30 protein-coding genes are annotated in these 24,506 nt (G+C 71.0%); 9 read left to right on the forward strand and 21 right to left on the reverse strand.

Annotation, left to right across the window (positions count from 1 at the left end):
- Positions 1 to 19: 19 nt before the first annotated feature.
- From AB0M88_RS34015 to AB0M88_RS34025, 3 genes are read right to left on the reverse strand one after another with little or no spacing between them, the layout of a single operon-like run.
- Positions 20 to 1,030, reverse strand: a complete 1,011-nt coding sequence (locus tag AB0M88_RS34015; protein WP_364109781.1) for a zinc-binding dehydrogenase — start codon at positions 1,028 to 1,030, stop codon at positions 20 to 22.
- A 28-nt stretch (positions 1,031 to 1,058) separates the two neighbouring features.
- The gene (locus tag AB0M88_RS34020) at positions 1,059 to 1,688 is read right to left on the reverse strand and encodes an NAD(P)H-binding protein (RefSeq protein ID WP_364109784.1); all 630 of its coding nucleotides are present in this window, start codon (positions 1,686 to 1,688) and stop codon (positions 1,059 to 1,061) included.
- Between the two features lie 26 nt (positions 1,689 to 1,714).
- Entirely contained in the window at positions 1,715 to 2,605 is an 891-nt protein-coding gene (locus AB0M88_RS34025) for an NAD(P)-dependent oxidoreductase (RefSeq protein ID WP_364109786.1), read from the reverse strand.
- Positions 2,606 to 2,850: 245 nt separating this feature from the next.
- Here AB0M88_RS34025 and AB0M88_RS34030 point away from each other — a divergent pair, with 245 nt between their 5' ends.
- Genes AB0M88_RS34030 through AB0M88_RS34050 form a run of 5 tightly spaced genes read left to right on the forward strand, consistent with a single transcriptional unit; the run spans position 2,851 to position 6,384 of the window.
- Positions 2,851 to 3,336 carry a cupin domain-containing protein gene (locus AB0M88_RS34030; RefSeq protein ID WP_364109788.1) on the forward strand — a complete coding sequence of 162 codons (486 nt, stop codon included), beginning with the start codon at positions 2,851 to 2,853 and terminating at the stop codon, positions 3,334 to 3,336.
- A gap of 12 nt (positions 3,337 to 3,348) precedes the next feature.
- The gene (locus AB0M88_RS34035) at positions 3,349 to 4,317 is read left to right on the forward strand and encodes an amidohydrolase family protein (protein ID WP_364109790.1); all 969 of its coding nucleotides are present in this window, start codon (positions 3,349 to 3,351) and stop codon (positions 4,315 to 4,317) included.
- Positions 4,314 to 5,087 (forward strand): SDR family NAD(P)-dependent oxidoreductase, encoded by a 774-nt coding sequence (locus AB0M88_RS34040; protein ID WP_364109792.1) that lies wholly within the window; start codon positions 4,314 to 4,316, stop codon positions 5,085 to 5,087. Before AB0M88_RS34035 ends, AB0M88_RS34040 begins: the two co-directional genes overlap by 4 nt.
- Positions 5,088 to 5,098: 11 nt before the next feature.
- A complete protein-coding gene (locus tag AB0M88_RS34045) occupies positions 5,099 to 5,479 on the forward strand; it encodes a SchA/CurD-like domain-containing protein (RefSeq protein WP_364109794.1) in 381 nt (126 codons plus the stop codon).
- Entirely contained in the window at positions 5,476 to 6,384 is a 909-nt protein-coding gene (locus AB0M88_RS34050; protein ID WP_364109796.1) for an LLM class flavin-dependent oxidoreductase, read from the forward strand. Before AB0M88_RS34045 ends, AB0M88_RS34050 begins: the two co-directional genes overlap by 4 nt.
- Before the next feature lie 62 nt (positions 6,385 to 6,446).
- Here the strand turns inward: AB0M88_RS34050 and AB0M88_RS34055 are convergent, their stop codons facing one another.
- The 14 genes from AB0M88_RS34055 to AB0M88_RS34120 all read right to left on the reverse strand — a co-directional run bounded on the left by AB0M88_RS34055 (position 6,447) and on the right by AB0M88_RS34120 (position 17,192).
- Entirely contained in the window at positions 6,447 to 7,082 is a 636-nt protein-coding gene (locus AB0M88_RS34055; RefSeq protein WP_364109799.1) for an NAD(P)H-binding protein, read from the reverse strand.
- A 10-nt stretch (positions 7,083 to 7,092) separates the two neighbouring features.
- Positions 7,093 to 7,563 carry a hypothetical protein gene (locus tag AB0M88_RS34060; protein WP_364109801.1) on the reverse strand — a complete coding sequence of 157 codons (471 nt, stop codon included), beginning with the start codon at positions 7,561 to 7,563 and terminating at the stop codon, positions 7,093 to 7,095.
- Positions 7,560 to 7,907, reverse strand: coding sequence for an antibiotic biosynthesis monooxygenase family protein (locus AB0M88_RS34065; RefSeq protein WP_364109857.1), 348 nt, complete (start codon positions 7,905 to 7,907; stop codon positions 7,560 to 7,562). Before AB0M88_RS34065 ends, AB0M88_RS34060 begins: the two co-directional genes overlap by 4 nt.
- Before the next feature lie 2 nt (positions 7,908 to 7,909).
- A complete protein-coding gene (locus tag AB0M88_RS34070) occupies positions 7,910 to 9,172 on the reverse strand; it encodes a beta-ketoacyl synthase N-terminal-like domain-containing protein (protein WP_364109803.1) in 1,263 nt (420 codons plus the stop codon).
- Complete coding sequence (locus tag AB0M88_RS34075; RefSeq protein ID WP_364109805.1) at positions 9,169 to 10,446, reverse strand: beta-ketoacyl-[acyl-carrier-protein] synthase family protein; 1,278 nt, start codon at positions 10,444 to 10,446, stop codon at positions 9,169 to 9,171. The genes AB0M88_RS34070 and AB0M88_RS34075 overlap by 4 nt, the downstream gene beginning before the upstream one ends.
- A complete protein-coding gene (locus AB0M88_RS34080; RefSeq protein ID WP_364109807.1) occupies positions 10,443 to 10,862 on the reverse strand; it encodes a cupin domain-containing protein in 420 nt (139 codons plus the stop codon). Before AB0M88_RS34080 ends, AB0M88_RS34075 begins: the two co-directional genes overlap by 4 nt.
- On the reverse strand, positions 10,859 to 11,326 hold the full coding sequence (locus AB0M88_RS34085; protein WP_364109809.1) for an SRPBCC family protein: 468 nt from the start codon (positions 11,324 to 11,326) through the stop codon (positions 10,859 to 10,861). Before AB0M88_RS34085 ends, AB0M88_RS34080 begins: the two co-directional genes overlap by 4 nt.
- A gap of 1 nt (position 11,327) precedes the next feature.
- A complete protein-coding gene (locus tag AB0M88_RS34090) occupies positions 11,328 to 11,588 on the reverse strand; it encodes an acyl carrier protein (RefSeq protein ID WP_364109812.1) in 261 nt (86 codons plus the stop codon).
- A 98-nt stretch (positions 11,589 to 11,686) separates the two neighbouring features.
- Positions 11,687 to 13,057, reverse strand: coding sequence for a biotin carboxylase N-terminal domain-containing protein (locus AB0M88_RS34095; RefSeq protein WP_364109814.1), 1,371 nt, complete (start codon positions 13,055 to 13,057; stop codon positions 11,687 to 11,689).
- 6 nt (positions 13,058 to 13,063) lie between these two features.
- Positions 13,064 to 13,579, reverse strand: a complete 516-nt coding sequence (gene accB, locus AB0M88_RS34100) for an acetyl-CoA carboxylase biotin carboxyl carrier protein (protein WP_364109816.1) — start codon at positions 13,577 to 13,579, stop codon at positions 13,064 to 13,066.
- Positions 13,579 to 15,327: an acetyl-CoA carboxylase, carboxyltransferase subunit beta gene (gene accD / locus AB0M88_RS34105; protein WP_364109818.1), complete on the reverse strand. Its 1,749-nt coding sequence runs from the start codon at positions 15,325 to 15,327 to the stop codon at positions 13,579 to 13,581. Before accD ends, accB begins: the two co-directional genes overlap by 1 nt.
- Entirely contained in the window at positions 15,324 to 15,662 is a 339-nt protein-coding gene (locus AB0M88_RS34110; protein ID WP_364109821.1) for a TcmI family type II polyketide cyclase, read from the reverse strand. Before AB0M88_RS34110 ends, accD begins: the two co-directional genes overlap by 4 nt.
- 197 nt (positions 15,663 to 15,859) lie before the next feature.
- On the reverse strand, positions 15,860 to 16,495 hold the full coding sequence (locus AB0M88_RS34115) for a response regulator transcription factor (RefSeq protein WP_364109823.1): 636 nt from the start codon (positions 16,493 to 16,495) through the stop codon (positions 15,860 to 15,862).
- Positions 16,496 to 16,541: 46 nt separating this feature from the next.
- Positions 16,542 to 17,192: an ATP-binding protein gene (locus tag AB0M88_RS34120; protein WP_364109825.1), complete on the reverse strand. Its 651-nt coding sequence runs from the start codon at positions 17,190 to 17,192 to the stop codon at positions 16,542 to 16,544.
- A 561-nt stretch (positions 17,193 to 17,753) separates the two neighbouring features.
- On the opposite strand from AB0M88_RS34120, the gene AB0M88_RS34125 reads away from it, so the two are divergent.
- From AB0M88_RS34125 to AB0M88_RS34140, 4 genes are read left to right on the forward strand one after another with little or no spacing between them, the layout of a single operon-like run.
- Positions 17,754 to 18,746: a thiamine pyrophosphate-dependent dehydrogenase E1 component subunit alpha gene (locus tag AB0M88_RS34125; RefSeq protein WP_364109827.1), complete on the forward strand. Its 993-nt coding sequence runs from the start codon at positions 17,754 to 17,756 to the stop codon at positions 18,744 to 18,746.
- 11 nt (positions 18,747 to 18,757) lie between these two features.
- A complete protein-coding gene (locus AB0M88_RS34130) occupies positions 18,758 to 19,771 on the forward strand; it encodes an alpha-ketoacid dehydrogenase subunit beta (protein ID WP_364109829.1) in 1,014 nt (337 codons plus the stop codon).
- Between the two features lie 18 nt (positions 19,772 to 19,789).
- Entirely contained in the window at positions 19,790 to 20,191 is a 402-nt protein-coding gene (locus tag AB0M88_RS34135; RefSeq protein ID WP_364109831.1) for a nuclear transport factor 2 family protein, read from the forward strand.
- Positions 20,191 to 21,657, forward strand: coding sequence for an FAD-dependent oxidoreductase (locus AB0M88_RS34140; RefSeq protein WP_364109835.1), 1,467 nt, complete (start codon positions 20,191 to 20,193; stop codon positions 21,655 to 21,657). The genes AB0M88_RS34135 and AB0M88_RS34140 overlap by 1 nt, the downstream gene beginning before the upstream one ends.
- A gap of 76 nt (positions 21,658 to 21,733) precedes the next feature.
- On the opposite strand, the gene AB0M88_RS34145 is transcribed toward AB0M88_RS34140, so the two are convergent.
- From AB0M88_RS34145 to AB0M88_RS34160, 4 genes are read right to left on the reverse strand one after another with little or no spacing between them, the layout of a single operon-like run.
- Positions 21,734 to 21,952 (reverse strand): DUF6059 family protein, encoded by a 219-nt coding sequence (locus AB0M88_RS34145; protein ID WP_364109837.1) that lies wholly within the window; start codon positions 21,950 to 21,952, stop codon positions 21,734 to 21,736.
- Positions 21,949 to 22,425 carry an ester cyclase gene (locus AB0M88_RS34150; protein ID WP_364109839.1) on the reverse strand — a complete coding sequence of 159 codons (477 nt, stop codon included), beginning with the start codon at positions 22,423 to 22,425 and terminating at the stop codon, positions 21,949 to 21,951. The genes AB0M88_RS34145 and AB0M88_RS34150 overlap by 4 nt, the downstream gene beginning before the upstream one ends.
- A 31-nt stretch (positions 22,426 to 22,456) precedes the next feature.
- Positions 22,457 to 23,932: an AMP-binding protein gene (locus AB0M88_RS34155; RefSeq protein ID WP_364109842.1), complete on the reverse strand. Its 1,476-nt coding sequence runs from the start codon at positions 23,930 to 23,932 to the stop codon at positions 22,457 to 22,459.
- Positions 23,929 to 24,492, reverse strand: coding sequence for a flavin reductase family protein (locus AB0M88_RS34160; protein WP_364109844.1), 564 nt, complete (start codon positions 24,490 to 24,492; stop codon positions 23,929 to 23,931). Before AB0M88_RS34160 ends, AB0M88_RS34155 begins: the two co-directional genes overlap by 4 nt.
- Positions 24,493 to 24,506 lie beyond the last annotated feature (14 nt).

The following is a 24,506-nucleotide window of genomic DNA, read 5'->3' on the forward strand; positions in this document are numbered from 1 at the left end:
GCCGCATTGCGACCACCAGTCACCCACTGAGCACTATCTTGCTGTTGGCGCCATCCTCGAGGAGGTGAAACGCCTGTTCCACCTTGGCCAGGGGGAAGACCGTGATCGCCCGCGGCGCGATCTGCCCGCCACTCAGCATCGCCAGCACCCGGCCCAGGTCCACCCGGTACGCGGAGGGCTGCGACTTCTCCAGTGACCAGGCGTTATAGAAGGCCGTCCGGCGGCCGTCCGGAACCAGTTTGGGCGCCACGATGCCGCCGAGGAACCCGGCCGCGCCCACCGCGAGGTTGCGCCGGCCGTTGCGCAGCGCGCTGTTCTGTCCGTAGCCGACCATCGTGCCGCCTCGGGCCAACAGCGAGTAGCTACGCCGGAAATGGGGTCCCCCGATCGGGTCGAAGGCCGCCTGGAGTCCGGGGCCGGCCGCGTTGATCGTCGCGACGAAGTCCTCCGTGCGGTAGTCGATCGGCGCGGCGCCGTACGAGCGCACCACATCAAGATTGCGCGCGGACGCGGTGCCCCACACCGTGACGTCGCCGATCGTTTCGGCCAGCTGGAGGAACGCCACCCCCACCCCGCCCGACGCGCCGTGCACCAAAATCCGGTCGCCGCTGGTCACACCGGCCACTCGGGTCAGCATCTGCCACGCGATGAAGTAGTTGAGCGCGACCGCGGCCGCGTCGACCGCGGTCACCTCGGCGGGCAGTGGCACCAGCCGCTCGGCCGGCAGGTTGAGGGCGCTGCTGTAGCCGCCGACCTTCACCAGCGCGGCCACGCGCTGCCCGGGGCGTACGCCGGTCACCCCCGGCCCGATCGCCTCGACGGTCCCGGCCACCTCGAACCCGGGCACGAAGGGCGGTTTGGGCCCGCCTGGGATGACACCGCGCTGCTGGAGCAGGTCGCCGTAGGAGACGCCGGCGGCCTCGACCCGTACCTGAGCTTCACCGGCTGCCGGCGGGGGTAGCTGGACGGTCCGCAGCTCCAGCGCGCCGGACAGCTCCCGGCTGCGGACAAAGACCTGATTGGCCTGCATTGTGGTCCTCCGGTCAGGATCGATGGATTCAATAGGCCAGCTCGGCCGTCCGCCGGTAGGTGTCCGGCGCCGTCAGGTGGGTGAGCAGGTAACCGGCGACGTCGCCCCGGGAGATCGACCAGGCGCCGGCCAACTTGGCGTCATACGCCACGCGGTAGCGGCCGGTCGCCGGGCCGTTGGTCAGCCGGGCCGCGCGCACCAGTGTCCACTGCAGGGTGCTGTTGCGTACGGTGCGTTCCATCAGCGACATGTCGGCGTACGGGGCGCGCAGGATCACGTGCAGCATGCGGGAAACCATCCACTCGGCCGTCCGGCGCGGGCTCGGCACCTGCAGCGAGGTGGTGGAGACGACGAGCAGCCGCTCGACGCCCTCGGCGGCCATCGCGTCCCGGATGGCCGCGGTGCCGATCGAGTACACGGTGGTGGCGTGCCGGTGCATGCCGATGCCGAGCGCGGAGACGACCACGTCGGCGTGCCGGACCACCTCGCGGACCGCGTCCGCCTGGCCGACATCGCCCCGCACGACCCGGACCGCGTCCGACCGGGGCAGGCCGCCGGGCCGGCGTACCAGCGCGGTCACCCGATGACCCGCGGCCTCGGCCTGGTGGAGGAAGGTGCGGCCGGTGCCGCCGGTCGCTCCGAACACCGCGACCCGCATATCACCCCCGTTCCCCGACCTGGCCCTCAGCGCTGGATCCCGGCGGCCTTCTCCACCTGGCCGAGCACGGCCGCGCAGTCCAGTTCGCCGGATCCGTCGTTCAGGGCGGCCGTGAGCATCTCGTACGCGGCGGTCACGGCGGGCAGCGGAACGGCCAGCCGTTGCGCCTCGGTCATGGCGAGCATCAGGTCCTTGCGCATCAGCGAGAGCCGAAAGTCGGCCCGCTGGTAGTCGCGCCGGAGCATGGCCTGTCCCTTGAAGCGCATCATCGGCGAGCTGTAGCCGCTCGCGACGATCATCTCGATCAGCTGCTCGCGGTTCAGCCCGGCCCGTACGCCCAGCACGACCGCCTCGGACATGGCCTGCAGCTGGACGCCCATCAGCATGTTGAGCGCCACCTTGGCGACCGCACCGAGCCCGTGCCCGCCCAGGTGTACGACGTCCTTGGCCAGGACGTCGAGGACCGGCTTGAGGGCGTCCACATCGGTCGCCTCGCCGCCGATCATGAAGCGCAGCTCGCCCTGCTCGGCGTGCCGGCCGTTGCCGAGCACGCGCGCGTCCAGGGGACGGTGCCCGGCGCCGGCGATCATCGTGGCGAACTCGCGGGCCGCGTCCGGCGACACCGTGCTGAGATCGGCGATCACGGTGCCGGGAGCCGCGGCCGCCAGTACGCCGTCGTCGCCGGTGAGCACGGCGCGCACCGCGTCCGCGGTCGCGACGCTGATCAGCACGACATCGGAGCTGGCCGCGGCCTCGCCCGGTGACGCGGCGAGCCGGGCGCCGAGCGGGGCCAGCTCGGCCGCCTTGTCCGCACTGCGGTTGAACACCGCGACCTCGAAGCCGGCGGCCAGCAGCCGGCGCACCATGCCGGAGCCCATCACACCCAGACCGACGAAGCCGATGCGTTGCCTGTCCATGACTCACCCTCATCCTCGCGGTTCAGCGGCACGGATCACCCTGCTGCCGCCGGTGCCCAGCGTCGTGAGTCTCCGGTCCCGCGCCGGCTGGGAACGCCGATCGCCCCGCCGCACCGGGTCGCACCGCCCATCCGGACCCGGATCTTTTCCCCGCCGAGCGATGTGCGGTGCTCCTGTGCGGAGGAAGCGGACGGACGAGTCTCAGGGTTTCCGACCGTCCGCACCACCCGTTCGAGGGAGACCACATGTCCGACGCGAAGCCGTATCTGACCGGGCCTGAGGAGGGCCGGGCGATCTGGCACATGGGGGCGCTGCTGCAGTTCCGCGCCACCAGCGAGGAGACCGGCAATGCGTTCTGGCTCGCCGAGCAGACATCCAACCTGGGGTACGCGTCGCCGATCCACGTGCACAGCCGGGAGGACGAGACGTTCTACGTCCTCGACGGGGAGCTGAGCATCGAGATCGACGGCGTGATGTACCGCCCGGCGGTGGGCTCCACCGTGTTCGCGCCGCGCGGCCTGCCGCACTCGTACAAGGTCGAGTCGCCGACCGCCCGGTGGCTCGTGCTGGGCACGCCGGGCGGCTTCGACGGTTGGTTCTTCGAGACCGGCAAGCCGGCCGAGAGCCTGACCACCCCGGCGTTCGACCCCGCCGACTTCCCCGACTTCGGCGAGATCATCGCCTCGGTGGAACGGTTCGGCGGCAAGGTCCTCGGCCCGCCGCGCGCCTGACCGGAGGACGCTATGACAATCGACGTCCACGGCCACGTCACGCCGCCGGAACTGCTGAAACGATTCCCGATGCCGGCCAGCCTCGGCGACGTCGAGGGCATGATCGCCCGCAAGGCGGCGGCCGGCATCGACCTGACCATCGTCGGCAGCCCGGTCGGTGTCGGCACCATGGTCCCGATGCCTGGGCTGGACAACTACGACCAGCCCGCCGACCGGATCGAGTCCTTCCACGAGTGGCTCGGCGAGACCGTCCGGGCCCATCCCGGGCATCTGCGCGCGTACGCCTACGTCAACCCGTACGCCGAGGACGACCACCTGACCCGCGTCGCCAAGCGGCTGCAGCAGGAGGAGTTCGTCGGCTTGATCGTGAACACCAGCGTGCGCGGCCGGTACCTGAACGCGCCGGAGGCCGAGGGGGTCTTCGCGCTGGCCGCCGAGACCGGCTGTCCGATCCTGCTGCACCCGCCGGCCGAACCCGTCGGCAGCCCCGCCCTGAACGGGCATCTCGGGATGATCGAGCACGTCGCGCGGCCGTGTGACATCACGACCGGGGTCGCCGCCATCCTGTTCGCGGGCTGGCTGACGAAATATCCGCAGCTGAAGCTGATCGCCCCGAACGCGGGCGGCGCGCTGGCCCTGCTGCGCGAGAAACTCGACCTGGCCTGGCACCGGACGGCCGGCCCGCCGTCCGGCCCACCGTCCGGCCGACCATCGGCCGGGCCGCCGTCGCCGATCGCCGAGCAACTGCGCCGGGTACGGGTGGATACCGCCACCCCGTCGCGGCTGGCCCTGGCCGCCGCGCTCGAGGTCTTCGGCCCCGGCGGACTGCTCTTCGGCACCGACTCGCCGCCGCAGGCCGCGCCGGTCGAGCAGGCGCTCGATCTGGTCGACAGCGTCGCCCGCGACGAGCAGGAGCGGCGACGGATCCGCGAAGGCAACGCTCGCGAGCTGTTCGGACTCACCGGCACGGAGGGGACATGACCGAAGTCAACGCACCACTGGCCGGCCGGCGCACGTTCGTGGTGGGCGGCTACGGCGGCCTGGGCACGGCGATCTGCACCGGCCTGGCCGCCCTGGGCAGCGCGGTCGCGGTGGCCGGCCGGTCCGAGGACAAGGCCGGGGAACTGGCCGCGCGGCTGGCCGCGTCCGGCGTGCCGGCCGTCGGCGTCGCGATGGACATCACCTCGTCGGCCAGCATCGACGCGGCCGTAACCACCTCCGCCGAGGCCCTGGGCGGCCTGGACACGCTGATCAACTGCGCCAGCAAGCTCGAGGTCCAACCGGCCGAACGGTTCGACGAGACCACCTGGCGCCAGATCATCGACGCCAACCTCACCGGCGCCTTCCTCCTCTCCCAGCGGGTGGCCCGGGTGATGATCGCGGCCGGTGGCGGCGGGCGCATGGTGCACCTGTCGTCGGTCCGCGGCGCGGTCGGGGCCCGCCGGGGCTTCTCCGCGTACGGCGCCAGCAAGGCCGGCCTGAACCTGCTGGTCAAGCAGCTCGCCGCGGAGTGGGGCGGGCAGGGCATCACGGTCAACGCGGTCGCGCCGGGCTTCGTGACCACCGACTTCGTCGAGGACGCCACCCGCGACCCGGCGTTCGTGGCGTCGGTCCGCGGGCGTATCCCGCTGGGCCGCTTCGCCGAGCCCGAGGAGATCGCCGGCGCGGTTCTCTATCTGCTGTCCCCCACCGCCGGGTTCGTCACCGGACAGGTCCTGTACGTCGACGGCGGCGTCACCGCCAGCCAGTGAAGGAGTTCGAGATGAGCACATGGAACGCCCTCTTCTACCCGCTCAAGCCGGGCAGCGAGGATAAGGTCAAGGAGTTGTTCCGCACCAGTGGGCGGCCGGAGTTCGACGTCCGCGACGAGAACGGCCGGGTGATCGGCCGTCTGCTGGGCACGATGGCGTTCGTCGGCAAACAGATGGCGGTGCGGGTCATCGAGATCGAAGGCCCGCTGCCCCTGGTCGCCGCACACATGAGCCGGCAGCCGGCGGTGCGCGCCTTCGAGGTGGAGCTCGAGGACCACCTGGCCGCGAAGAGGGACATGCGCACACCTCAGGGCGCCCAGGCGTTTTTCCGGGACGCGTCGCTGGAGTGTGTCCTGTCCCGCCGGCACGACGAGCCACTGGCCGACGCGTGAGCGCCCAGGGCGGGCGGGAGGACGGCGCCGGTATGGAGGTCGGCATCGGCATCCCGAACACGGTTCCCGGCGTGAGCGGCAACGAACTGGTCAGCTGGGCGGCGGAGGCGGAACAGGCCGGTTTCAGCACGCTGGCCACGCTGGACCGGCTGGTCTACGACAACTACGAGAGCCTGACCGTGCTCGCCGCGGCCGCCGCCGTGACGAGCCGGGTCAAGCTCATGACCGGGATTCTGATCGCCCCCCTGCACACCAACGCCGCGCTGCTGGCCAAGCAGGTGGCCACGGTGGACCGCCTCTCCGACGGGCGGCTCGCCCTGGGGCTGGCGGTCGGGTCCCGCCCGGACGACTTCGCGGCGAGCGGCACCCCGCACGCCGGCCGTGGGAGCCGGCTCGACGCGCAGATCGACGAGCTGCGCCGGCTGTGGGCAGGCGAACGCCGCGGGTTCGCCGGCGGGGTGGGCCCGACGCCCACCCGGCACGGCGGGCCGCCGATGGTCTTCGGCGGCCACTCGCCGGCCGCGATCCGGCGCGCCGCCAACAGCGGCTCGGGCTGGATCAGCGGCAGCGGAGGGCTCGGCATGTTCCGGAAGGGCTCGGGCGCCGTCCGGGCCGAGTGGGCCCGCGCCGGCCGGGACGGCCGGCCGCGGACGTACGCGCTGGTCTACTTCAGCCTCGGCGACCGGGCCGACGAGTTGGCCAACGCGTACCTGCGCGACTACTACGGCTTCGCACCGCCGTACGCGCAGGCTGTCGTGAACGCCGCCGCCATCGGCGCCGACGCGGTTCGGCAGACCGTGCGCGATTTCGCCGCCGCCGGCTGCGACGAGCTCATCATGGCGCCCTGCTCGGCCGATCCCGATCAGATCAAGCTGCTCAGCGAGGCGGTTGCCGACGCTCGCTGACCAGCACAACGAGGAGGGCCCCGCTCCGGCGGGGCCCTCCTTGCGTATGCGGCGTTCCGCGGTCAGTCCCCGCTGAGGGAGACCACCCGGTCCCGCAGGTCGGGGTCGGTCAACGCCTTGACGAGGAAGTCCGCCAGGTCACCGCGACTCACCGGCCGCTCGCCGGCGATGTGGTTGCCCACCTCGGTGCGATAGCGGCCCGCCGGGCCGTCGATCAGCCCGCGGACTCGCACCACCGTCCAGCTCACACCGCCGTTGCGCAACTCATCCTCGGTCCGCTCGTGGTCCAGGAACCGGTTGCGCAGCACCTTGTCGATCACCATGCGGACGCTCAGCCGGCGCCACAGCGACGCCGACGCGCTCACGTCGATCGCGCTCGGGGAGACCGCGAAGACGCGCGCCGTGCCACCGCTGTCGCGGACCAGGTCGACGACGTGGGCCATCCCGAACGACCGGGTCACCGAGGTCGCCCGGCCGGGCTCGGCCGCCAGGTAGAAGACCGCCTCGGCGGCCGCCAGCGGGTCGACCAGGGTTTCCGGCTTGAGCACGTCCCCGCGGACGACCACGCAGTCCGGGTGCTCGACCGGCATGGTCTCCGGGTGCCGGACCACCGCGATCACCCGGTGGCCGTCGGCGAGCGCGCGCCCGACCACGAGCCGGCCGGTGCGGCCGGCCGCTCCTATCACCACCACCTTCATGCCGGCCCCCTCACACGACCACGCCGAGCATCGCCGCGGCGTAGGCGCCGACCGCGACGACCGCCGCATAGGTACGGACCTGGTGGGCGTTGTGCCAGACCCGGCGCTTACGGGCCCAGGCCTCGGCCGGACGGCGTGGACTCCAGACCTCGATCTGCCGCCAGATCGGCCGGTTGACGCCCTCGGACGCCAGGCCGACGACCACCATCCCGACCGAACCGATCAGAAAGAGCGTCGCCACCAGCGCGTTGCCCGAGGCGATGGCGGCCCAGACACCTACCCCGGCGGCGATCACGCCGCTCCACACCGCGATCGGATGGAACACGTGCATGTCGATGAGGTGGCACACCGTGACGTACCGGTCGTACGGCAGCGTGTTGAGCATCGGCAGGATCGACAACTTCATGATCCACAGAGTGCCGAGCTGAACGGCCGCGGACGTCAGCACCCAGATGCCGAGCACCGAGACCAGCGTGCTCATGCCCTCCTCCCGATGCTGCCGGCCAGGCGGTGCCCGGAGGTCTCGGCCTGGATGACGAAACGCATCGACCGCGCCTCGGACATGCAGACCCGCATCGGCCGCACGAGGCTGCGGTGGTCCTCGCCGTCCTCCCAGGCCGCGAAGTCGGCGAGAGACTCCCACTCGCTGGTGATCAACCACTGCTCGGGGTCGGTGCTGGACCGGCACACCTGATCGGTGATGTGCCCGGGCACCCCGTCGGCGACGGCGTACCGGATCTGTTCGTAGGCCTGGAGGAAGTCGACCGTCCGCTCCTCCGGCACCCGGATCAGGAAAATGATCCGCGCGCGCTCGGTCGTTCTCATCGTCACGACGCTGTCCTTCCGTTGTCGGCGGCCGTTCCGGGATGCCGGCGCAGCACGACCGCACTGTTGTAACCGCCGTAGCCGCGAGCGGCGATCAATGCGGCCTCCAGACGGGCTGGGCGAGTGCCGGCCACGAAGTCGAGGTCGCAACCCTCGGCCGGCCGGCCGGTGCCGGAATGCGCCGGAATCTGCCCGGCCCGCATGGCCAGCACCGCCGTGGCGGCGTCCAGGGCGGCGCCGCCCTGGTAGAGCCGCCCGATCAGCGACTTGGCGCTGCTGACCGGGGGCCGCGCGGGGCCGAAGACGGCCCGGATCGCCGCCGCCTCGGCCCGGTCCTGGTCGAGAACGCCCTGGGCGTCCGGCACGACCAGGTCGATGTCCTCCGGAGCGAGTCCCGCGTTGCCGATCGCCTCGCGCAATGCCCGGGCGTACTGCTGATGTGGCACCCCGTCGGGGCCGCCGGGCAGCACACCGTCGTGGGTGGCTGACCAGCCCGCGACCTCGGCGTAGATCGTCGCGCCGCGGCCGACGGCGTGCTCGAGCTCTTCTACGACCAGTACCGCGCCGCCCTCACCGGGGACGTATCCGCTTGCCGCCGCATCGAACGGCAGGTAGGCACGGGCCGGATCGGCGACCGGGCTGAGCCGGCCGCTGCCCAACTGGCAGGTGAGGGCGTACGGGCTGAGCGGGGCCTCCAGCCCACCGGCGAGCACCACGTCGACGCCCCGGGCGATCAGCCGGGCCGAATGCGCCAGGCTGTCCAGTCCCCCGGCGCTCTCGGCCACCAGCACGTTGCTCGGCCCCTTGGCCTGGTGCCGGATCGACAGCTGCCCGACGGTCGCGGCGTAGAACCAGGCGATCGACTGGAACGCCCCCACGGTCCGCTCCGGCTGGCTCCACAACCGTTGCAGCTCGCGCTGTCCGAAGTGGTTGCCGCCGGACGAGCTGGCCAGCACCACCGACACCTGGTACGGATCCTCGGCGTCGAGGTCGAGGCGCGCGTCGGCGAGCGCCCGTTCCACCGCGACGAAGGCCATCCAGGTCCAGCGGTCGGTCTGCACAGTGAGACGGTTCGGGATGTCCCGGGTCAGGTCGTCGAGACCGCGCACCTCGCCGGCCACGGTGGTGGTGTAGCCGCTCGCGTCGAAGGCGCTGATCCGGTCCAACCGGTTGGTCCGCGAGGCGACGGTCGACCAGTGTTCCTCGGCCGTGACACCGCTCGGCGCCATCACACCGAGCCCGGTGATCACCGCTCGGCGGCTCATGACCCGTCCCTGAACCGGCCGAACAGCATCGCCGACTGGAAGCCGCCGAAGCCGCTGCCGACCGAGAGCGCGACGTCGACCGGCAGCTCCCGGGCGGTGTTCGGCACGTAGTCCAGATCGCACTCCGGGTCGCGGTTGGCCCAGTTCGCCGTCGGCGGCACCGTGCCGCTCTCGATCGCCAGCGCGCAGGCCGCCATCTCGATCGCCCCGATGGCGCCGAGCGAATGCCCGATCATCGACTTGATCGAGCTCACCGGCGTCCGGTACGCGGCGTCGCCCAGCGACCGCTTGAACGCGGCGGTCTCGTGCCGGTCGTTCTGCTTGGTCCCGGAGCCGTGCGCGCAGATGTACGACACGTCCTCCGGATTCAGCCGCGCCTGGTTCATCGCGTCGTCGATCGCCAGCGACATCTCCCGGCCGTCCGGGCGCAGGCCGGTCATGTGGAAGCCGTTGCTGCGGGCGCCGTACCCGTTGACCTCGCAGTAGATGGGTGCCCCGCGACGCAGCGCGTGACCCAGCTCCTCGAGGATGAGCACCGCACCACCCTCGCCCAGCACGAACCCGTGCCGGTCGCGGTCGAACGGCCGCGACGCGTGCGCCGGGTCGTCGTTGTCCGGGGTGGTGGCGCGAATCGCGTCGAACGAGGCGGCGGTCACCGGCGAGAGCGGGGAATCGGCCGCTCCACTGATCACCACATCCGCCTCGCCGTCCTGGATCAGCTGGTGGGCGTACCCGATCGCGTCGATGCCGGACGTGCATCCGGTCGACACCACCTGCACCGGCCCGTGCGTGCCGTAGCGCATCGCCACCTCGGCCGCGAGGCTGCTGGGCACCAGGGCCTCGTAGATGAACGGCTTGGCCCGGCCCGGGTCGACCAGCCAGTCGCGGCCATGGTTGCTGACCGCCACGTACTGCTGCTCCAGCCGCATCGTCCCGCCGACGGCCGAGCCCAGCACCACACCGGTACGGTCGGCGAGTTCGCCGTCGAGCTCGAGGCCGCTCTCGCTCAGCGCCTCGGCCGCCGCGGCCAGGGCGAACTGGATGTAGCGGTCGTTGCGGGCGATCTCGGTGGCGCTGAGCCCGGCCGCGGTGGGATCGAAGTCGCACTCGGCTGCGACCTGGGACCGGAACGGCGAGGGATCGTAGAGCGTGGGGCGGCGGGTGGCCGTACGGCCGTCAGTCAGCAGCGACCAGAACGCCTTGCGCGTCACGCCGCCCGGCGCCACCACGCCGATCCCGGTGACCACCGTCCGCCGGCGCATCGGCGCGGTCATGCCGGTTCCGCCGCACGCCGAGAAGCGTCGGCGGCGCTCTCAGTGTCGACGTGACCGAGCTCGGGCCGGGGCGCGAGCGGCCCCAGGTGGAACACCGCGTTGGCCACCTCGGCACTGGGGTTGCGCAGCCGGTGGCGGACGTTGACCGGGATGAGGATGCCCTGCTGCGACCGGACGACGATGGCCTCGCCGTCCAGATCGACGGTCAGCTCACCGCCCGTCACGTACAGAAACTCCTCGCTGTACGGGTGGTAGTGCTCGGCGATGGCCTCGCCCGGCTGCAAGGTGGCCACGCCGAGAAAGCCGGATGTGCTGCCCACCGTCGCCGGCCCGAGTACCACCCGGATCTCGGCACCGCGACGGGTGTTCGCCGGCTGGTCGCGCCACGAGATCACCTTGTTCGTCACTGTGGTCATGAACTCTGCTTCTCCTTGAGCGCGATCTGCTCGATCCGGTCCTTGATCACCTTCATCTGGACCGCCGAGTTGGTGTTGATCCGGTTCGTCATGGCCGCGTCGTCGACGGGCGCCGCCGGCTTCATGTGGAAGTCCTGCTTCCAGGTCATCCGGGTCCCGTCGCCCGTGTCCCGGTAGCTCCAGAAAATGTTCATGTACTCGAACGGACCGGTTTCGACCCGCCGGGCGCGCACCTCCTGCCGCTCGGCGTCGAGGATCCGCTCGCTCACCCAGCTCCATTCGACGCCGTTCTCGTCCGGGTACATGGTGAGCCGGAAGGTGATCGTGTCTCCGTCGTCGCTCAGCACCTCGGCCTTGGCGTATTCGGTGTAGAGGTCGGGCCAGTTGGCCACGTCGTTGGTGATCCGCCAGACGAGCGACAGCGGTGCCGCGATGTCGATGCTGTTCTCGGTGTGCCCGGCCATCTCACCGCCCCTTCCCGGTCCGGCCGGTGCGGATCAACTCGGCGACCTCCGGCACGGTGCGCTCGAGCAGCTCGTCGGGCAGCTGCACGCCGTGCTCGGTCTTGACGACCGCCTGAAGTTCCATCGCGGCCAGCGAGTCCATACCGAGACCGGCCAGCGACTGGTCACCGGGGTCGGTCAGCAAGGCGGGGTCCACGCCTGCGGCCTTGACGAGAATCCGCCGGAGGTCACGATCGATGTCCTGTTGCTCCGATGTGGTCATGGGGCTTCCTTTCCTTCGGACGTCAACGGTCAGGGGCGCTGGATGGTCGGAAACGCTGGGTGGCGGGGAACGCTGGGTGACCGGGAACGCTCGGTGGGTCAGGAGCGCTGGGTCCAGCGGCCGTCCGGCGCCAGGCGGTCGACCAGTCCGGTGCCGTGCTCGGCCTTGCGGAACTGGTCGTCGGCGAGGACCTCGCGGAGAAACGGGATGGTGGTCCGCACGCCCGGCCCGGTGACCTCGAACTCGGCCAGCACGCGGTCCATCCGGTCGAGCGCGCCCTCCCGGTCCGGCGCCCAGACCACGGCCTTCGCCAGGAGCGAGTCGTAGTGGGGGCCGAGTACATATCCCGCGTACGCGTGCGTGTCCACCCGGGTGAACGGGCCGCCCGGCAGGTGGAAGACGTCGATCCGTCCGGGCGTCGGGGCGAAGTTGCGGGCCGGGTCCTCGCCGTTGACCCGGCACTCGATGGCAACGCCGCGGATCGTCACGTCCTGCTGCCGCAGCCGCAGCCGCTGCCCGGCCGCGGCGAGCACCTGTTCCCGGATCAGATCGATGCCGGTGATCGCCTCAGTGACCGTGTGCTCCACCTGGATACGGGTGTTGATCTCCATGAAGTAGAACTTCTCGTCCGCGTCGACCAGGAACTCCAAGGTGCCGACACCGGCGTAGCCCAGCTGCAGTACCGCCGCCACCGACGACTCGGTGATCGATTCGAGCGTGGCCGGGCTGAGGGCGGGCGCCGGGCCCTCCTCGATGAGCTTCTGGTGACGCCGCTGCACCGAGCAGTCCCGGGTCCCCAGGTGTACGCCGTTCCCGCGGCCGTCGCACAGCACCTGCACCTCGACGTGCCGTGCGGTGGCGAGATAGCGTTCCAGGTACACCCGGTCGTCGCCGAACACCATCCGGGCCGACGCTCGCGCCAGCCGGTACTGGTCTTCGAGCTCGGGCTCGCCATGCACCACCCGCATACCCTTGCCGCCTCCCCCGGCGACCGCCTTGATGATCACCGGGTAGCCGGCCTCACCGGCGACCGCCCGCGCCTGCGCGATCGTGGCGGCCGGGGCGACGCCGCCGGGCAGCAACGGCAGACCGGCATCGCGGAACAGGCGCCGGGCCGACGACTTGTCGCCGAGCCGGGCCATCTGCTCCGGTGCCGGGCCGATGAAGGTGAGCCCCGCCTCGGCGCACACCTCGGCGAAGTCCGGGTCCTCGGAGAGGAAGCCGTAGCCGGGATGGATCGCCTCGGCGCCGGTCTGCAGCGCCGCCTCTACGACCGCCGCGGCGTTCAGATAGCTCCGCGCCGGCGCGGCCGGCCCGATGCGCACGCGCTCGTCGAAATGCCGCAGCACCGTGGGGTCGGCGTCGGCCGAGGAGTACACCCCGACCGTACGGACGCCCATCTCCCGAAGCGTGCGAGCGACCCGGACGGCGATCTCGCCGCGGTTGGCGATGAGAACCTTTCCGAACATCGCCGGTCACCCCGCCCCGAGGCCGTCGGCGCCGACCGCGATCCGGATCAGCGGCTGTCCGAACTCGACCGGTTCGGCGTCCCGGACGAGAATTTCCTTGATCACCCCGGGCATCTCCGCGGTGATCGGGTTGAACAGCTTCATCGCCTCGATGACGCCGACCGTGTGTCCCTCCTCCACTGTGTCGCCGACATCGACGAACGGCGCCTCGGACGGGCCGGAGGCGCGGTAGAAGGTGCCCACCATGGGCGAGGCGAGCACGGCCTCACCGGCGACCGGAACGGCGGCGTGCGGCTCGCCCTCGGCGGGCCGGGCCGCCGGGGTGTCCGGCGGCACGGCGGCGGCCGGCGGCGCGGGAGCCGCTGCCACAGCGGCGGTGGCCTCCTGCCACTCCACCTCTACGGCTGTGTCGCCGGCGTGTACGCGAACCCGGCGCAGCGGGCCCGGCAGATCCTTCGCGATCCGGCTGAGCTGGGCCGAGAGCGCGACCAGGGTCGCCTCGGGCGGTGTGTCGGGGTCCATCACCCCACCGCCTTGCCGGCCGCGGTCAGCGCCGGGCGCGGGGTCCGCGGCCCGGCCGGCGCCGGGCGGACCACAATCGCCTCGTCCGCCCGCGCCGTGGTGAAGCCGTCGGCGCCGATCTGCCTGAACCGGGCCCGCCGCTCGTGCAGCAATTCGTCGACCGGGCGCGCGCACAGTTCGGCCAACGTGTGCGCCAGCGCGGCGCCGACGTTCTCGATCATGGTCGTGGCATCCCCGCCGGCTCCACCGACGGGCTCGGGCACCACCGCGTCGACCACGCCCAACCGCAGCAGGTCGCCCGCGGTCAGGTGCAGTGCGCGCGCCGCGGTCTCGGCCACCCCGGCGTCGCCCCAGAGGATCGACGAGCATCCCTCGGGACTGATCACCGAGTAGATTCCGTGCTCCGCGATCAGCACGCGGTCGGCGACGGCGAGCGCCAGTGCGCCACCGCTTCCGCCCTCGCCGGTGACCGCGGTGACCACCGGGGTGTCGAGGTCGAACAGCGCCAGGATGTTGCTGGCGATGGCGAACGACTGGCCGTTCGCTTCGGCCTCGGCGCCCGGGTACGCACCGGGCGTGTCCACCAGGGATACCACGGGGATGTGCAGCTTGGCGGCGAGCCGCATGACGCGCAGCGCCTTGCGGTACCCGGCCGGCTGCGGCATGCCGAAGTTGCGGCTGACCAGCTCCTTGGTGTGGTGGCCCTTCTGCTGCCCGACGACCGCGACCGGGCGGTCGGCCAGGCGGGCGAACCCGGCCACGATGGCCGGGCAGTCCTCGCCGAAGCGGTCGCCGCGCAACTCGACGAAACCGTCGAACGCGGAACGCAGGTAGTCCAGTGCCGTCGGCCGGCGGGTGTCCCGGGCCAGCGACACGGTCGCCCACGCGTCGGCCGCCTCCAGCGCGCCCGGGTCGCGGACCAGCACGTCGGTGCCGGCCGGCTCGGGCGCGACGGACTCGGCGGGCTGCAGGGCGCGCAGGAGGGCGACGAGCCAGTCCCGGATCTCGCGGCGCGGCCGGACCTCGTCCACCTGCCCGTGCGCCAGCAGGAAGTCGGCGGTCTGGAAGTCGTCCGGCAGCTTCCTCCGGAGGGTCTGCTCGATCACCCGCGGTCCGGCGAAGCCCATCCGGGCGCCCTGCTCGACCAGGATGACGTCGCAGTTGGTGGCGAATGACGCGGCCACCCCGCCGTACGTCGGGTCGGTGACCAGGCTGACCGTCGGCACCCCGGCGCGCCCCAGCGCGCCGATCGCCTGGCTCACCTTCGCCATCTGGAGCAGCGCGAGCGCGCCCTCCTGCATCCGGGCGCCACCGGAGGCCGTGACGATCAGCAAGGGCATCCGGGTGGTCAGCGCCTGCTCGGCGGCCCGCGTGATCATCTCGCCCACTGCGACGCCGAGGCTGCCGCCCATGAACCGGAAGTCCATGACCGCCAGGCAGACCGGCAGGCCGGCCAGGCGGGCCGTGCCGCACACCACGGCGTCACTCAGCCCCGTCGCACGCCGGGCATCGACCAGCCGGTCCCGGTACGGCCGCCGGTCGGCGAAGTCGAGCACATCGGTGGCGAGCACGGTGCCGGCCAGCGGCCGGAAGCTACCGGGATCGGTGAGCTGCGCGATCCGTTCCGGCGCGGTGAGCCGGTGGTGGTGCTCGCAGTGGGGGCAGACGTACAGGTTGCGGCTCAGCTTCTTGCCGTACAGCAGCGCACCGCATCCCGCGCAGTGCGTCCACGCTGTCCCGGCGCTCATCGCCCGCCGCCCTGCGGCTGCGGGCTCCATCGGTAGAAGCACTGGGCCTGGGCGTCGGCGGGCGACTGCCAAGTGGCCAGGTAGGGCGAGATGTAGGGGTCGAGCCGAGCGCTGATCCGCCGGAACTCGGGGTGCCGCCGGCCCCGCTCGATCGCCGCCGGTCCCTGCTCATCAGTATCGAGCAGGTGAACGTAGAGGTCGCCGAGCCGGTACAGAGAGCGGTGCCGCACGCCGACCAGGTGAGGCAGCTCGGTGGCATCGGACTGCTGCCAGATATCGGCCACGGTCGCCTCGGCGGCTGGATCGATCTTCGCCACGATCAGAGTTCTATGCATGCCATTCCCTCGAGCCGGTCTGATGTTTATGGGGCCGTGACATCAGACTCGTCGGGGCGCGTCCCACTGTCGTGAGGCCCCCGTCCTGACCGGCATAGGTAACTGGCCTCGGGCGAAAGAGAAGGAGACAGCAAAAGGCCCGGTCCCGCAACGGGAACCAGGCCAGGAGTCCGAGGTGGATGGTGACCGCAGGAGGTTCAGTGGCCCAGCCCCGCCCGGCGGGCTTGAACGGCCGCCTCGGTTCGGTCGGCCAGCCGCAGCTTCGCGAAGATACGCGATAAATAGTTACGCACGGTCTTGATACTCAGCCCGAGATCACGGGCGATCGCGGCATTTCCCTTGCCGTCGGCGATCAGTTCCAGGACCGCGCGTTCCCGGGACGTCAGTTCCGGGAACGGCACCTGGTCCGCCGGCGGGTTGGTCAGGTGTTCGATCACCCATCCCGTGGAATGTGGGTCGAAAAGGATGCTTCCGGCGGCGACGGTCTCGATGGCCAGGTTGAGCTCGTTGCCGTCGGCGCCTTTGAGCAGGAACCCCCGCGCCCCGGAGCGCATGGCGGCGAGAAACGTCTGGCGATCGTCCAGCATGGTCACCATGATCACGGCGGTACGCCGGCATCGGTGCACGATCGCCTTGGTCGCTTCGATGCCGTTGATGACCGGTAGGTTGACATCCATGAGGACCACCTTCGGCTGGAGGCGTTCAGCCATCGACACGGCCTCCCGACCGGTCGCCGCCTCACCGACGACACGACATCGGTTCGCGCCGTGCAGCAGACCCTTGACGCCTGAGCGGTAGAGCGGGTGGTCGTCCGCGATGAGGACGTCGATCACACTTGACAGCTGGGCAGTGGCAGTCATCGGGCATCTCCTGTCAGAGCTAGCGCGAAAACGGTATGGCTGCTTCCACAACCACCCCGGAGGGCGTCGCGGGCCGGACGGTGCAAGAACCCCCGTGGTTCTCCGCCCGTTCTTGCATACTTGTCAGCCCGGTGCCCTCGGGCACCCTTCCCAGTGGAAACCCGACCCCGTTGTCGCGTACCCGCAGTTGCACCTCGGCCTCGCCGACGGAAATTTCCACCCAACAGCGGGTGGCGCCGGCGTGTCGGAGGACGTTGACCACCGCCTCATGGACAATCCGGTAGATGTCGTCCAATGTGGACTCTGGTAAGCTCGCCAGACCGGGATCGATGTCGATCGTCAGCTCGGCGGGTGCCTCGAAGGCGACGCTCAGCTCAAACAGGGCGTCACTCAGCCAGGCCACGACGTCCGGCCTGTCCCGCACCAGCAACGACCCGGCGTAAGGGTCCACGACCAGCTCGCGCACTTTGCCGATCATCGCCACGGTCTCCCCGCGGGACCGCTCGATCAGGCTGGCCGCCTTCCGCCGGTCCTGTTCGATCAGCTGTAAGGCCAGCTCCAGCTGGGTGGCCACCGCGGCCAGCGCTGCCCCCACGTCGTCGTGCAGATCCCGTTGCCATTTCCGTAAAAGTATTTCGGCGCTCTCGCCTGGTGCACCGGGAAGGCGCATCGGTCTTTCCCCCGTCATTGATGTCCAATACTGGACAGTCGATGCGACCACCGCTCCCCGCCGTAATGGCACGGTGATTCGTATGACATAGACCGGGCCCACTCTAGCGGCAGCGCAGTGATAGGTCAACGACTCTAGGTGAGCCCGCCCGCCTCTCGGAACAGGGGAAATTCGTCCCACCGGCCCGGGATTTGAACACAATGGCGCGGGGACCGTCGCCCGGCCGACCCATGGCCCGAGAAACAGCACGGCCGTTGTAATAGCCCCGGGGCGGACTGGACGATAGCTCGCTGACCTGGCCAAACACCGGTCTGATGGCGGGAGACGTGCGTCACATTCCGTGCGTCCGGGTTGCCGGCGCGCGAACCTGCTTGCCGTTGCCCGACCCGGCCCTCGCGGCTATGTTCCAGACAACGCGGCGACGGTCCGGCGGCCGGCCACTTTCATCAATGCATTTTGTGCTCTGGCGGCACGCCCGAAATGTCGATCCGACTCCGTGAAAGCGGCGCCCGGCCATGTCCGATTGGTCCTTTCCACCATTTTATCCGTAAGGAGTCCTCTGTGGACATCCCGGAATCAGCGATCGGCGACGCCGACGCGAGTGCGGCTCGCATTTACTTCCTGCTTCGCGCGATACGCGCCTTCGAGGAGCGGGTGCACACCGAATTTCCGGCCGGCCGCATTCCTGGAGCTGTGCACCTGTACGCAGGCCAGGAGGCCGTTGCGGTCGGGGTGTGCTCGGCCCTGAACGACGACGATTACATCGCCAGTACACATCGCGGTCACGGGCATGCGATCGCGAAGGGCTGTGACCTCGGGGGCATGATGCTCGAGCTGTACGGCAAAGCCGGCGGAGTATGCGGTGGCAAGGGCGGATCGATGCACATCGCCGACTTCGATCGCGGAATGCTGGGCGCCAACGGCGTAGCCGCGGGAGGCGTGCCGCTGGCGGCCGGGGCCGCGCTCTCGGCCAAGGTCCGGGGCACGGGTCAGGTGGCGGTCGCCTTCGTCGGAGACGGCGGCGTCAACCAGGGTGCGTTCGCCGAAAGCCTGACCCTGGCCGCGGTCTGGCGGCTTCCCGTCGTCTTCGTCGTCGAGGACAACGGGTACGCCCAGGCCACCGGCACGCCGTTCCACTTGAACGGCCGGACCGTGGCCCCGCGCGGTGCGGCGCTCGGCATCCCGTCGGTCACGGTCGACGGATACGACTACTTCGCCGTCCGCGCCGCGGCCGACGAAGCGGTGGCTCGGGCCCGGTCCGGCGGCGGCCCGACGCTGCTCGAGTGCACCGCGCAACGGTTCTTCGGTCACATGGAGGGCTGGGACCAGCAGGCGTACCGCGGCGAGGGCGAGGTGGAGCGGGTGCGCGCCGAGCACGACTGCATCCGATCGTTCGCCGATCGCAGCGTTGCCGACCAGACGCTGACCGCCCAGACCATCGCCGACCTCGACCGCGTGGTGGCCGATCTCATCGACGACGCGGTCCGCACGGCCGAATCGGCTGCCGGGCCGGACCCGGACGAAGTGCTCACCGACGTCTACGTCACCTACTGAAGGAGCGCGGAGTGACCAGGCAACTGACCTACCTGCAAGCGATCGGTGAAGCTCTCGACCAGGAAATGACCCGCGACCGAAGCGTCGTGGTGTTCGGCGAGGACAACATCGGTGGCACCGGCTGCGAAGGCCGGCTGGGCAATGCGTGGGGTCCCACCCAGGGCCTGCACGAGTCCCACCCGGACCGGATTCTCGACACCCCGATCACCGAGGCGGCGTTCGTCGGCGCGGCCGTCGGCGCCGCGGCGACCGGGCTCCGGCCGGTGGCCGACCTGTTGTTCGTCGACTTCGCCGGCGTCTGCTTCGACCAGATCCTCAACCAGGCCGCCAAACTGCGCTACATGGGCGGCGGGAAGGCCAGCGTCCCGCTCGTGCTGCGAGCCATGTACGGCACCGGGATGCGGCGCGGCGCCCAGCACTCGCAGGCGCTGTACTCGATGTTCACCCATATTCCGGGGCTGAAAGTGGTCGCGCCGGCCAGCGCGTACGACGCCAAGGGGTTGATGATCGCGGCGATCCGGGACGACGACCCGGTCGTCTTCTTCGAGCACAAGATGCTCTACTTCGCCCCGGGCGAGGTACCCGAGGAGTCGTACGAGATCCCGCTCGGCACCGCCCGGATCGCGCGGTCCGGCGGCGACTGCACCATCGTCGCGGTCGGCGCGATGGTGAAGGAGAGCCTCGCCGCCGCCGAGCAGCTCGCCGCCGACGGCATCGAGTGCGAGGTCGTCGACCCGCGCACGCTCTCCCCGCTGGACACCAAGAGCATCCTCGCGAGTGTCCGGCGTACCGGCCATCTGGTCGTGGTGGACGAGTCGAACCCGCGGTGCAGCTTCGCCTGCGACGTCGCGGCGCTCGTGGCCGACCAGGCCTTCGCCGCGCTGCGCGGCCCGGTCCGTACCGTCACCGCCCCACACGCCCCGGTTCCGTTCAGCCCGGGGCTGGAGGACGCCTACACCCCGTCGGCCGGCCGGATCGTCCGCGCCGTCCGTAGCTCACTGTCCACTCACGAGTACGCCGCCTGAGAAGTCGAAGGAGAAGCGATGACCGTCGAGGAACACCCCAACGTCGTCCTGATGCGCAAGGTCTACGCCGCGTTCGCCGTGGGCGACGTGGACACGGCCGGAACGTACTGGAAGGAAGACTCGGTCCACCACTACCCGGGCCGCAGCCCGCTTTCCGGCGAGCACCACGGCCTCAAGGACTCCACCGCCTTCGCCAACAAGATGTTCGAGCTTACCCAGGGCAAGATGCACATGGAGACCAAGGAGATCGGCGCGAGCGACGGGCACGCGTTCGCCCTTCTCCAGACCCGGTACGAGCGCAAGGGCCGGGTGTTGGAGATGCCGTTCGTCAACGTCGCCCGGATCGAGGACGGCAAGATCGCGGAATTCTGGACCTACCCGAACGATGTGTACGCGACCGACGAATTCTGGAACGCCTGATGACTGTGGCGAACGGGCACACCCCCGGCAAACAGGCCATCGTGATCGGGGGCAGCGTGGCCGGCCTGGCCACCGCGCTGGCTCTGGCCGACGCCGGCCACCAGGTCCAGATCTTGGAGCGGGACGCGCAGGAGGCGCCCGCCACCATCGACGCGGCGGCCGCCCGGCAGCGGGCCACCGTGCCGCAGGCGGTGCACTCGCACGCCTTTGCTTCGCTCGCCTGCAACTTGCTGCGGAAGCGGGCCGCGGACGTGTACGAGGCACTGCTGGAGGCCGGCGGCAAGGAGATCAACCTGGTCGACTATCCGCCGCCGGCGCTGATTCCGGTGCGGCGCCGCCCCGGCGACGACGACCTGCGCATGGTCACCGTCCGGCGCTCGACCTTCGAACTCGTCCTGCTCCGCCGCGTACTGGCTCGGCCGGGCGTCGAGCTGGTCCGCGGCGCGACCGTCCGCGGCCTGCTGCGGGCGGAAGACGACCCGCGACGGGTGACCGGCGTACGGCTGGCCGACGGCACCGAGCGGCGGGCCGACATCGTGGTCGACGCCACCGGCCGTCGCTCGGCCCTGAGCTCGTGGCTCGCCGACGCCGGCCTGCCCGAGCCGCGGATCGAGTCCGAGAACTGCCGGATCGTCTACTACACCCGCCACTACAAGTTGCTCGCGAAGCGGCCGCCCGGCCCGCTGAACCGTGGTTTCGGCGCCGGCGGGCTGTGGGACAGCTACACGGCGGTGCTCTTTCTCGGTGACAACGACACGTTCTCCATCTCGCTGGGCGTGCTGCCCGAGGATGCGGCGCTCAAGGACGTGCGCCACCCGGAACCGTTCACGGCCGCCGTGCGCGCCACGCCCATGCTCGCGGGCTGGGTCGCGCCGGGCAACTCCGAGCCGATCTCCGGCGTCTACGCGATGGGCGGCCTCGACAACATGTTGCGGCTACCGCCGAGCCAGGAGCGCCCGGTCACCGGCCTGTTCGCGGTCGGCGACGCCGTCTGCACGACGAATCCGTCCTACGGCCGGGGCGTGTCGCTCGCGCTGGCGCACGCCTTCCTGCTGGCCGACCTGTTGACCGCCCACCCGGTCGTCGACGACGCCCAGGCGTCCGAGTACCTGCACCGTACCGAGTTGCTGATGCGGCCGTGGCTGGAGGAGGCGAAGGCCAATGACCGCGGCCGGGCCGGTCTGTGGCAGGCCACGCTGGAGGGCCGGCCGCCGCAGCGCCCGCCGGCCGGCCTCGTCACGTTCGGTCTCGCCGTCGCCGCCGCCTCGCAGGACGAGGAAGTCTGGCGGCGGGTAGCGAACGTGATGATGATGCTCCAGCCGCCCTCGACGCTCTACGCCGACGACGACGTGCGAGCCCGGATCGGCAAGGTGATGGCCGGCGGCCCGCCGCCGCAGCTGCCCGGGGCCAGTCGGGCCGAACTGGTCGCGGCGGTCGAGGCGGCGGTGAGCGCCGTACCGTCCTGATCCACTGAGCCCCATACGAAACTGCTCGGCCGGTCGGACCGGCCGAGCAGTTTCGTATGGGGCTCAGATCTGGTTGTCAGTAGAGCTGGGCCCAGACCTGGATCTCGCTCTGCGTCATCGGCACCCCCGGCGTCAGCCGCTCCGGGTGGTCCGGGGGCGGTCCGCAGAGCGGCGGCCGCTGCATCGCGGCGATGGCCGCCCGGGCGTCGAAGCCGACGGTGGACGCACCGAGGTGGATCAGCCCGTGATGGACCACCCGCGTGCAACAGCGCAGGGCGGCCCGCCAGCCCGTCACACCCCGCCCGTCGCCGCCGGCACGACCAACGTCGGCGGCGCGGCGTCGGCCGGCGGCTTGGGCTCCTCCACGATGCCGAGCTCGATGAGGATGCGCGGGAAGTCGTCGCTGATCCACGACTCGGCCACCTTGCCGTTCTCGATGCGGTGCAGGTCGACGCCCTCCACCACGAAGCCCCGGCCGGTGGGTGGCATCCACATCAGCGGGCCGGTGTGCGTGCCGGTAGTGATGAACCGAAGCGTGACGAAGTCACCCGAGCTGAGCAGCTGCTGAATGGAGCAGGTGAAGTCGGGGAAGGCCCGCTTCCAGAACTGCACGGCCAGCTGGAACGCCGTCGGACCCTTGGGCAGCGCCAGCCCGGCCGTGTGCACTTCGTAGTCGGGGGCGAAAACGTCGTGGATGAAGCCCCACTCGCCGTTGTTCAGGCCCTCCTCGGTGATGAAGCGGACTAGCTCTTCCGTGGTTTCGGACATGGTCGTCTCCTCGACTCGTCGATTCGTACCCTCACGCCTCCGCGCCCACCTGGCGCAGCAGGAAGCGGCGAACCTTGCCGGACGGCGTCCGCGGCAGCTCGCCGACCAGCCGCACCGAGCGGGGCACCTTGAACGGCGCCAGCTCGGCGCGGGCCATCGCGATCAGCTCGGTCTCCAGCGCGGTGCCCCCGGACGCACCGCCGGAGACCACGTACGCCCGTAACGCCGTGGCGCCGATGTCGGTGCGTACGGCTACGACGGCCACCTCGCGGACCGCCGGGTGCCGCCGCAGCACCGCCTCGATCTCGGCCGGCGCCACGTTGATTCCGCCGACGACCTCCACGTCGTCGGTCCGGCCGTGGTGCACGTACGCGCCGTCGTCCCGCCGGCTGACCCGGTCGCGGGTGTTGAGCCAGCCGTCGGCCAGTACCGCGTCGGTCTCCGCGCGGCGGTTCAGATAACCCGTCATGATCATCGGACTCCGGACCCACAGCTCTCCGATGCCGTCCGGCGGCACCGGCTGCCCCGCCGGGTCGCGCAGCTCCAGGTCGCACTCCGGCACCGCCCGGCCCAGCGTGCCGGGCGCGTTGTGGAAGACCGAGTTGGCACAGAACGCGTGCCCGGCCTCGGTCGAGCCGATCTGCTCCAGCACCGGCGCGCCGAGCGCCTCGGCCACCTGTTCGCCGAGCGCCGGTGGCATCGTCTCGCCGGCCGACACCGCTGCCCGCAGCGTGCCGGCGGTGCCCTGTGGCAGGTGGCCGAGCAACTTGGCGTAGAAGCTGGGCACCGAGAACAGCAGCGTCACCCCATGCCGCTCGACCGCCGCCGCGACCTGTTTGGGCGACGGGCGCCGGTCGAACAAGACGGCGCTGGCCCCGGTGTAGAGCGGGAAGACGAGCGCGTTGCCGAACCCGTACGCGAAGTAGAGCTTGGAGACCGAGAGCAACCGGTCCTCCGGCCCGATCGCCAGGACTCCGCGACCGACACACCGCACGTATGTCTCCAGCTGCCCATGGGTGTGGAGGGCGCCCTTCGGCCTCCCGGTCGTCCCGGAGGTGTACTGGACGTAGAGCGGCGCGTCCTCGGCCACCTCGACCGGCTCGGGCGCCTCGAGTCCGTCGGCGAGTGCCAGCAGTTGCTCGAAGGTGCGGCGCCGACCGGGAGGGAACCGGTCGGCCAGCTCGTCTCCGGCGACCACCACAGCCGGCTCGCAGTCGGCGACGAAGCCGCCGTGATCGGCCGCGGTGAGTGCCGGGTTGACCAGCACCGAAATCGCGCCGAGCCGGGCCGCGCCGAGGAACACCGCCACCAGACCGGCGCCGTCCGGCAGCGCCAGCAGCACCCGGTCACCGCGACGCACACCGTGGGCCGCCAGGCCGGCCGCGGCGGTCGCGCCCAGCCAGTGGATCTCGCTGTGCGTGTACTGTTCGGCGTCCACGCGGAACGCCACCCGGTCGCGCCATCCGTTGCGTTCGGCCAGTTCCTCGATGCGGGTGACGGCGTTCATGACTGTCCTTCGGACCGCGGTTCGTCGCCGGGCACGGCGACCGGCATGTCGTGCCAGGACGCGAAGCGGCGCAGGCCGTACAACAGAGGCACGGCCGTCTGCCGCTCCGCGTGGGTGACCTCGGCGACGATCACCGCGTGGTCGCTCACCCGGAAAGTCCGGGTGACCCGGCACTCGGCGACGGCGAATGCGTCCTCGACCAGGCGCGGCAGGCCGCCATGGGGCGAGAGGTCCCACGGCACCAGGCCGAACCGGTCCACCGCCGGGCCGGCGAAGATCCGCGCGGCCCGGTGTGCCTCGTGATGCAGCAGGTTGACGGCGAACCGGCCGCTGATCTCCAAAGCCTCCAACGTCGCGCTGCGGTCGTTGAGGCAGACCAGGAGGGTGGGCGGGGCGACCGTCACGCTGGTCAGCGCGGAACAGGTCAGACCGCGGGGCAGGCCGTCGACGCCGACGCTCGTCACCACCGACACGCCAGTGGGAAAGGCGCTCATCAGCGACCGGTAGTCGTCGGGGTGACAGCTGGCCGTCGGGCCGACCGGCGTCGAGGGTCCGGGCATGGATCGCACCGCCT

Source organism: Actinoplanes sp. NPDC051411 (assembly GCF_040682075.1).
Taxonomy (GTDB): domain Bacteria; phylum Actinomycetota; class Actinomycetes; order Mycobacteriales; family Micromonosporaceae; genus Actinoplanes.

Bases quoted from the DNA above. Each gene is read 5' to 3' on its own strand.
- AB0M88_RS34085 (WP_364109809.1), bottom strand. From the start codon at position 11,326: ATGGCCGGGCACACCGAGAACAGCATCGACATCGCGGCACCGCTGTCG.
- AB0M88_RS34135 (WP_364109831.1), top strand. From the start codon at position 19,790: ATGACCGTCGAGGAACACCCCAACGTCGTCCTGATGCGCAAGGTCTAC.
- AB0M88_RS34095 (WP_364109814.1), bottom strand. From the start codon at position 13,057: ATGTTCGGAAAGGTTCTCATCGCCAACCGCGGCGAGATCGCCGTCCGG.
- accD (WP_364109818.1), bottom strand. From the start codon at position 15,327: ATGAGCGCCGGGACAGCGTGGACGCACTGCGCGGGATGCGGTGCGCTG.
- AB0M88_RS34030 (WP_364109788.1), top strand. From the start codon at position 2,851: ATGTCCGACGCGAAGCCGTATCTGACCGGGCCTGAGGAGGGCCGGGCG.
- AB0M88_RS34055 (WP_364109799.1), bottom strand. From the start codon at position 7,082: ATGAAGGTGGTGGTGATAGGAGCGGCCGGCCGCACCGGCCGGCTCGTG.
- AB0M88_RS34155 (WP_364109842.1), bottom strand. From the start codon at position 23,932: ATGAACGCCGTCACCCGCATCGAGGAACTGGCCGAACGCAACGGATGG.
- AB0M88_RS34060 (WP_364109801.1), bottom strand. From the start codon at position 7,563: ATGAGCACGCTGGTCTCGGTGCTCGGCATCTGGGTGCTGACGTCCGCG.
- accB (WP_364109816.1), bottom strand. From the start codon at position 13,579: ATGGACCCCGACACACCGCCCGAGGCGACCCTGGTCGCGCTCTCGGCC.
- AB0M88_RS34025 (WP_364109786.1), bottom strand. From the start codon at position 2,605: ATGGACAGGCAACGCATCGGCTTCGTCGGTCTGGGTGTGATGGGCTCC.
- AB0M88_RS34075 (WP_364109805.1), bottom strand. From the start codon at position 10,446: ATGACCGCGCCGATGCGCCGGCGGACGGTGGTCACCGGGATCGGCGTG.
- AB0M88_RS34080 (WP_364109807.1), bottom strand. From the start codon at position 10,862: ATGACCACAGTGACGAACAAGGTGATCTCGTGGCGCGACCAGCCGGCG.
- AB0M88_RS34065 (WP_364109857.1), bottom strand. From the start codon at position 7,907: ATGAGAACGACCGAGCGCGCGCGGATCATTTTCCTGATCCGGGTGCCG.
- AB0M88_RS34070 (WP_364109803.1), bottom strand. From the start codon at position 9,172: ATGAGCCGCCGAGCGGTGATCACCGGGCTCGGTGTGATGGCGCCGAGC.
- AB0M88_RS34140 (WP_364109835.1), top strand. From the start codon at position 20,191: ATGACTGTGGCGAACGGGCACACCCCCGGCAAACAGGCCATCGTGATC.
- AB0M88_RS34120 (WP_364109825.1), bottom strand. From the start codon at position 17,192: ATGCGCCTTCCCGGTGCACCAGGCGAGAGCGCCGAAATACTTTTACGG.
- AB0M88_RS34160 (WP_364109844.1), bottom strand. From the start codon at position 24,492: ATGCCCGGACCCTCGACGCCGGTCGGCCCGACGGCCAGCTGTCACCCC.
- AB0M88_RS34035 (WP_364109790.1), top strand. From the start codon at position 3,349: ATGACAATCGACGTCCACGGCCACGTCACGCCGCCGGAACTGCTGAAA.
- AB0M88_RS34110 (WP_364109821.1), bottom strand. From the start codon at position 15,662: ATGCATAGAACTCTGATCGTGGCGAAGATCGATCCAGCCGCCGAGGCG.
- AB0M88_RS34045 (WP_364109794.1), top strand. From the start codon at position 5,099: ATGAGCACATGGAACGCCCTCTTCTACCCGCTCAAGCCGGGCAGCGAG.
- AB0M88_RS34015 (WP_364109781.1), bottom strand. From the start codon at position 1,030: ATGCAGGCCAATCAGGTCTTTGTCCGCAGCCGGGAGCTGTCCGGCGCG.
- AB0M88_RS34090 (WP_364109812.1), bottom strand. From the start codon at position 11,588: ATGACCACATCGGAGCAACAGGACATCGATCGTGACCTCCGGCGGATT.
- AB0M88_RS34020 (WP_364109784.1), bottom strand. From the start codon at position 1,688: ATGCGGGTCGCGGTGTTCGGAGCGACCGGCGGCACCGGCCGCACCTTC.
- AB0M88_RS34150 (WP_364109839.1), bottom strand. From the start codon at position 22,425: ATGTCCGAAACCACGGAAGAGCTAGTCCGCTTCATCACCGAGGAGGGC.
- AB0M88_RS34040 (WP_364109792.1), top strand. From the start codon at position 4,314: ATGACCGAAGTCAACGCACCACTGGCCGGCCGGCGCACGTTCGTGGTG.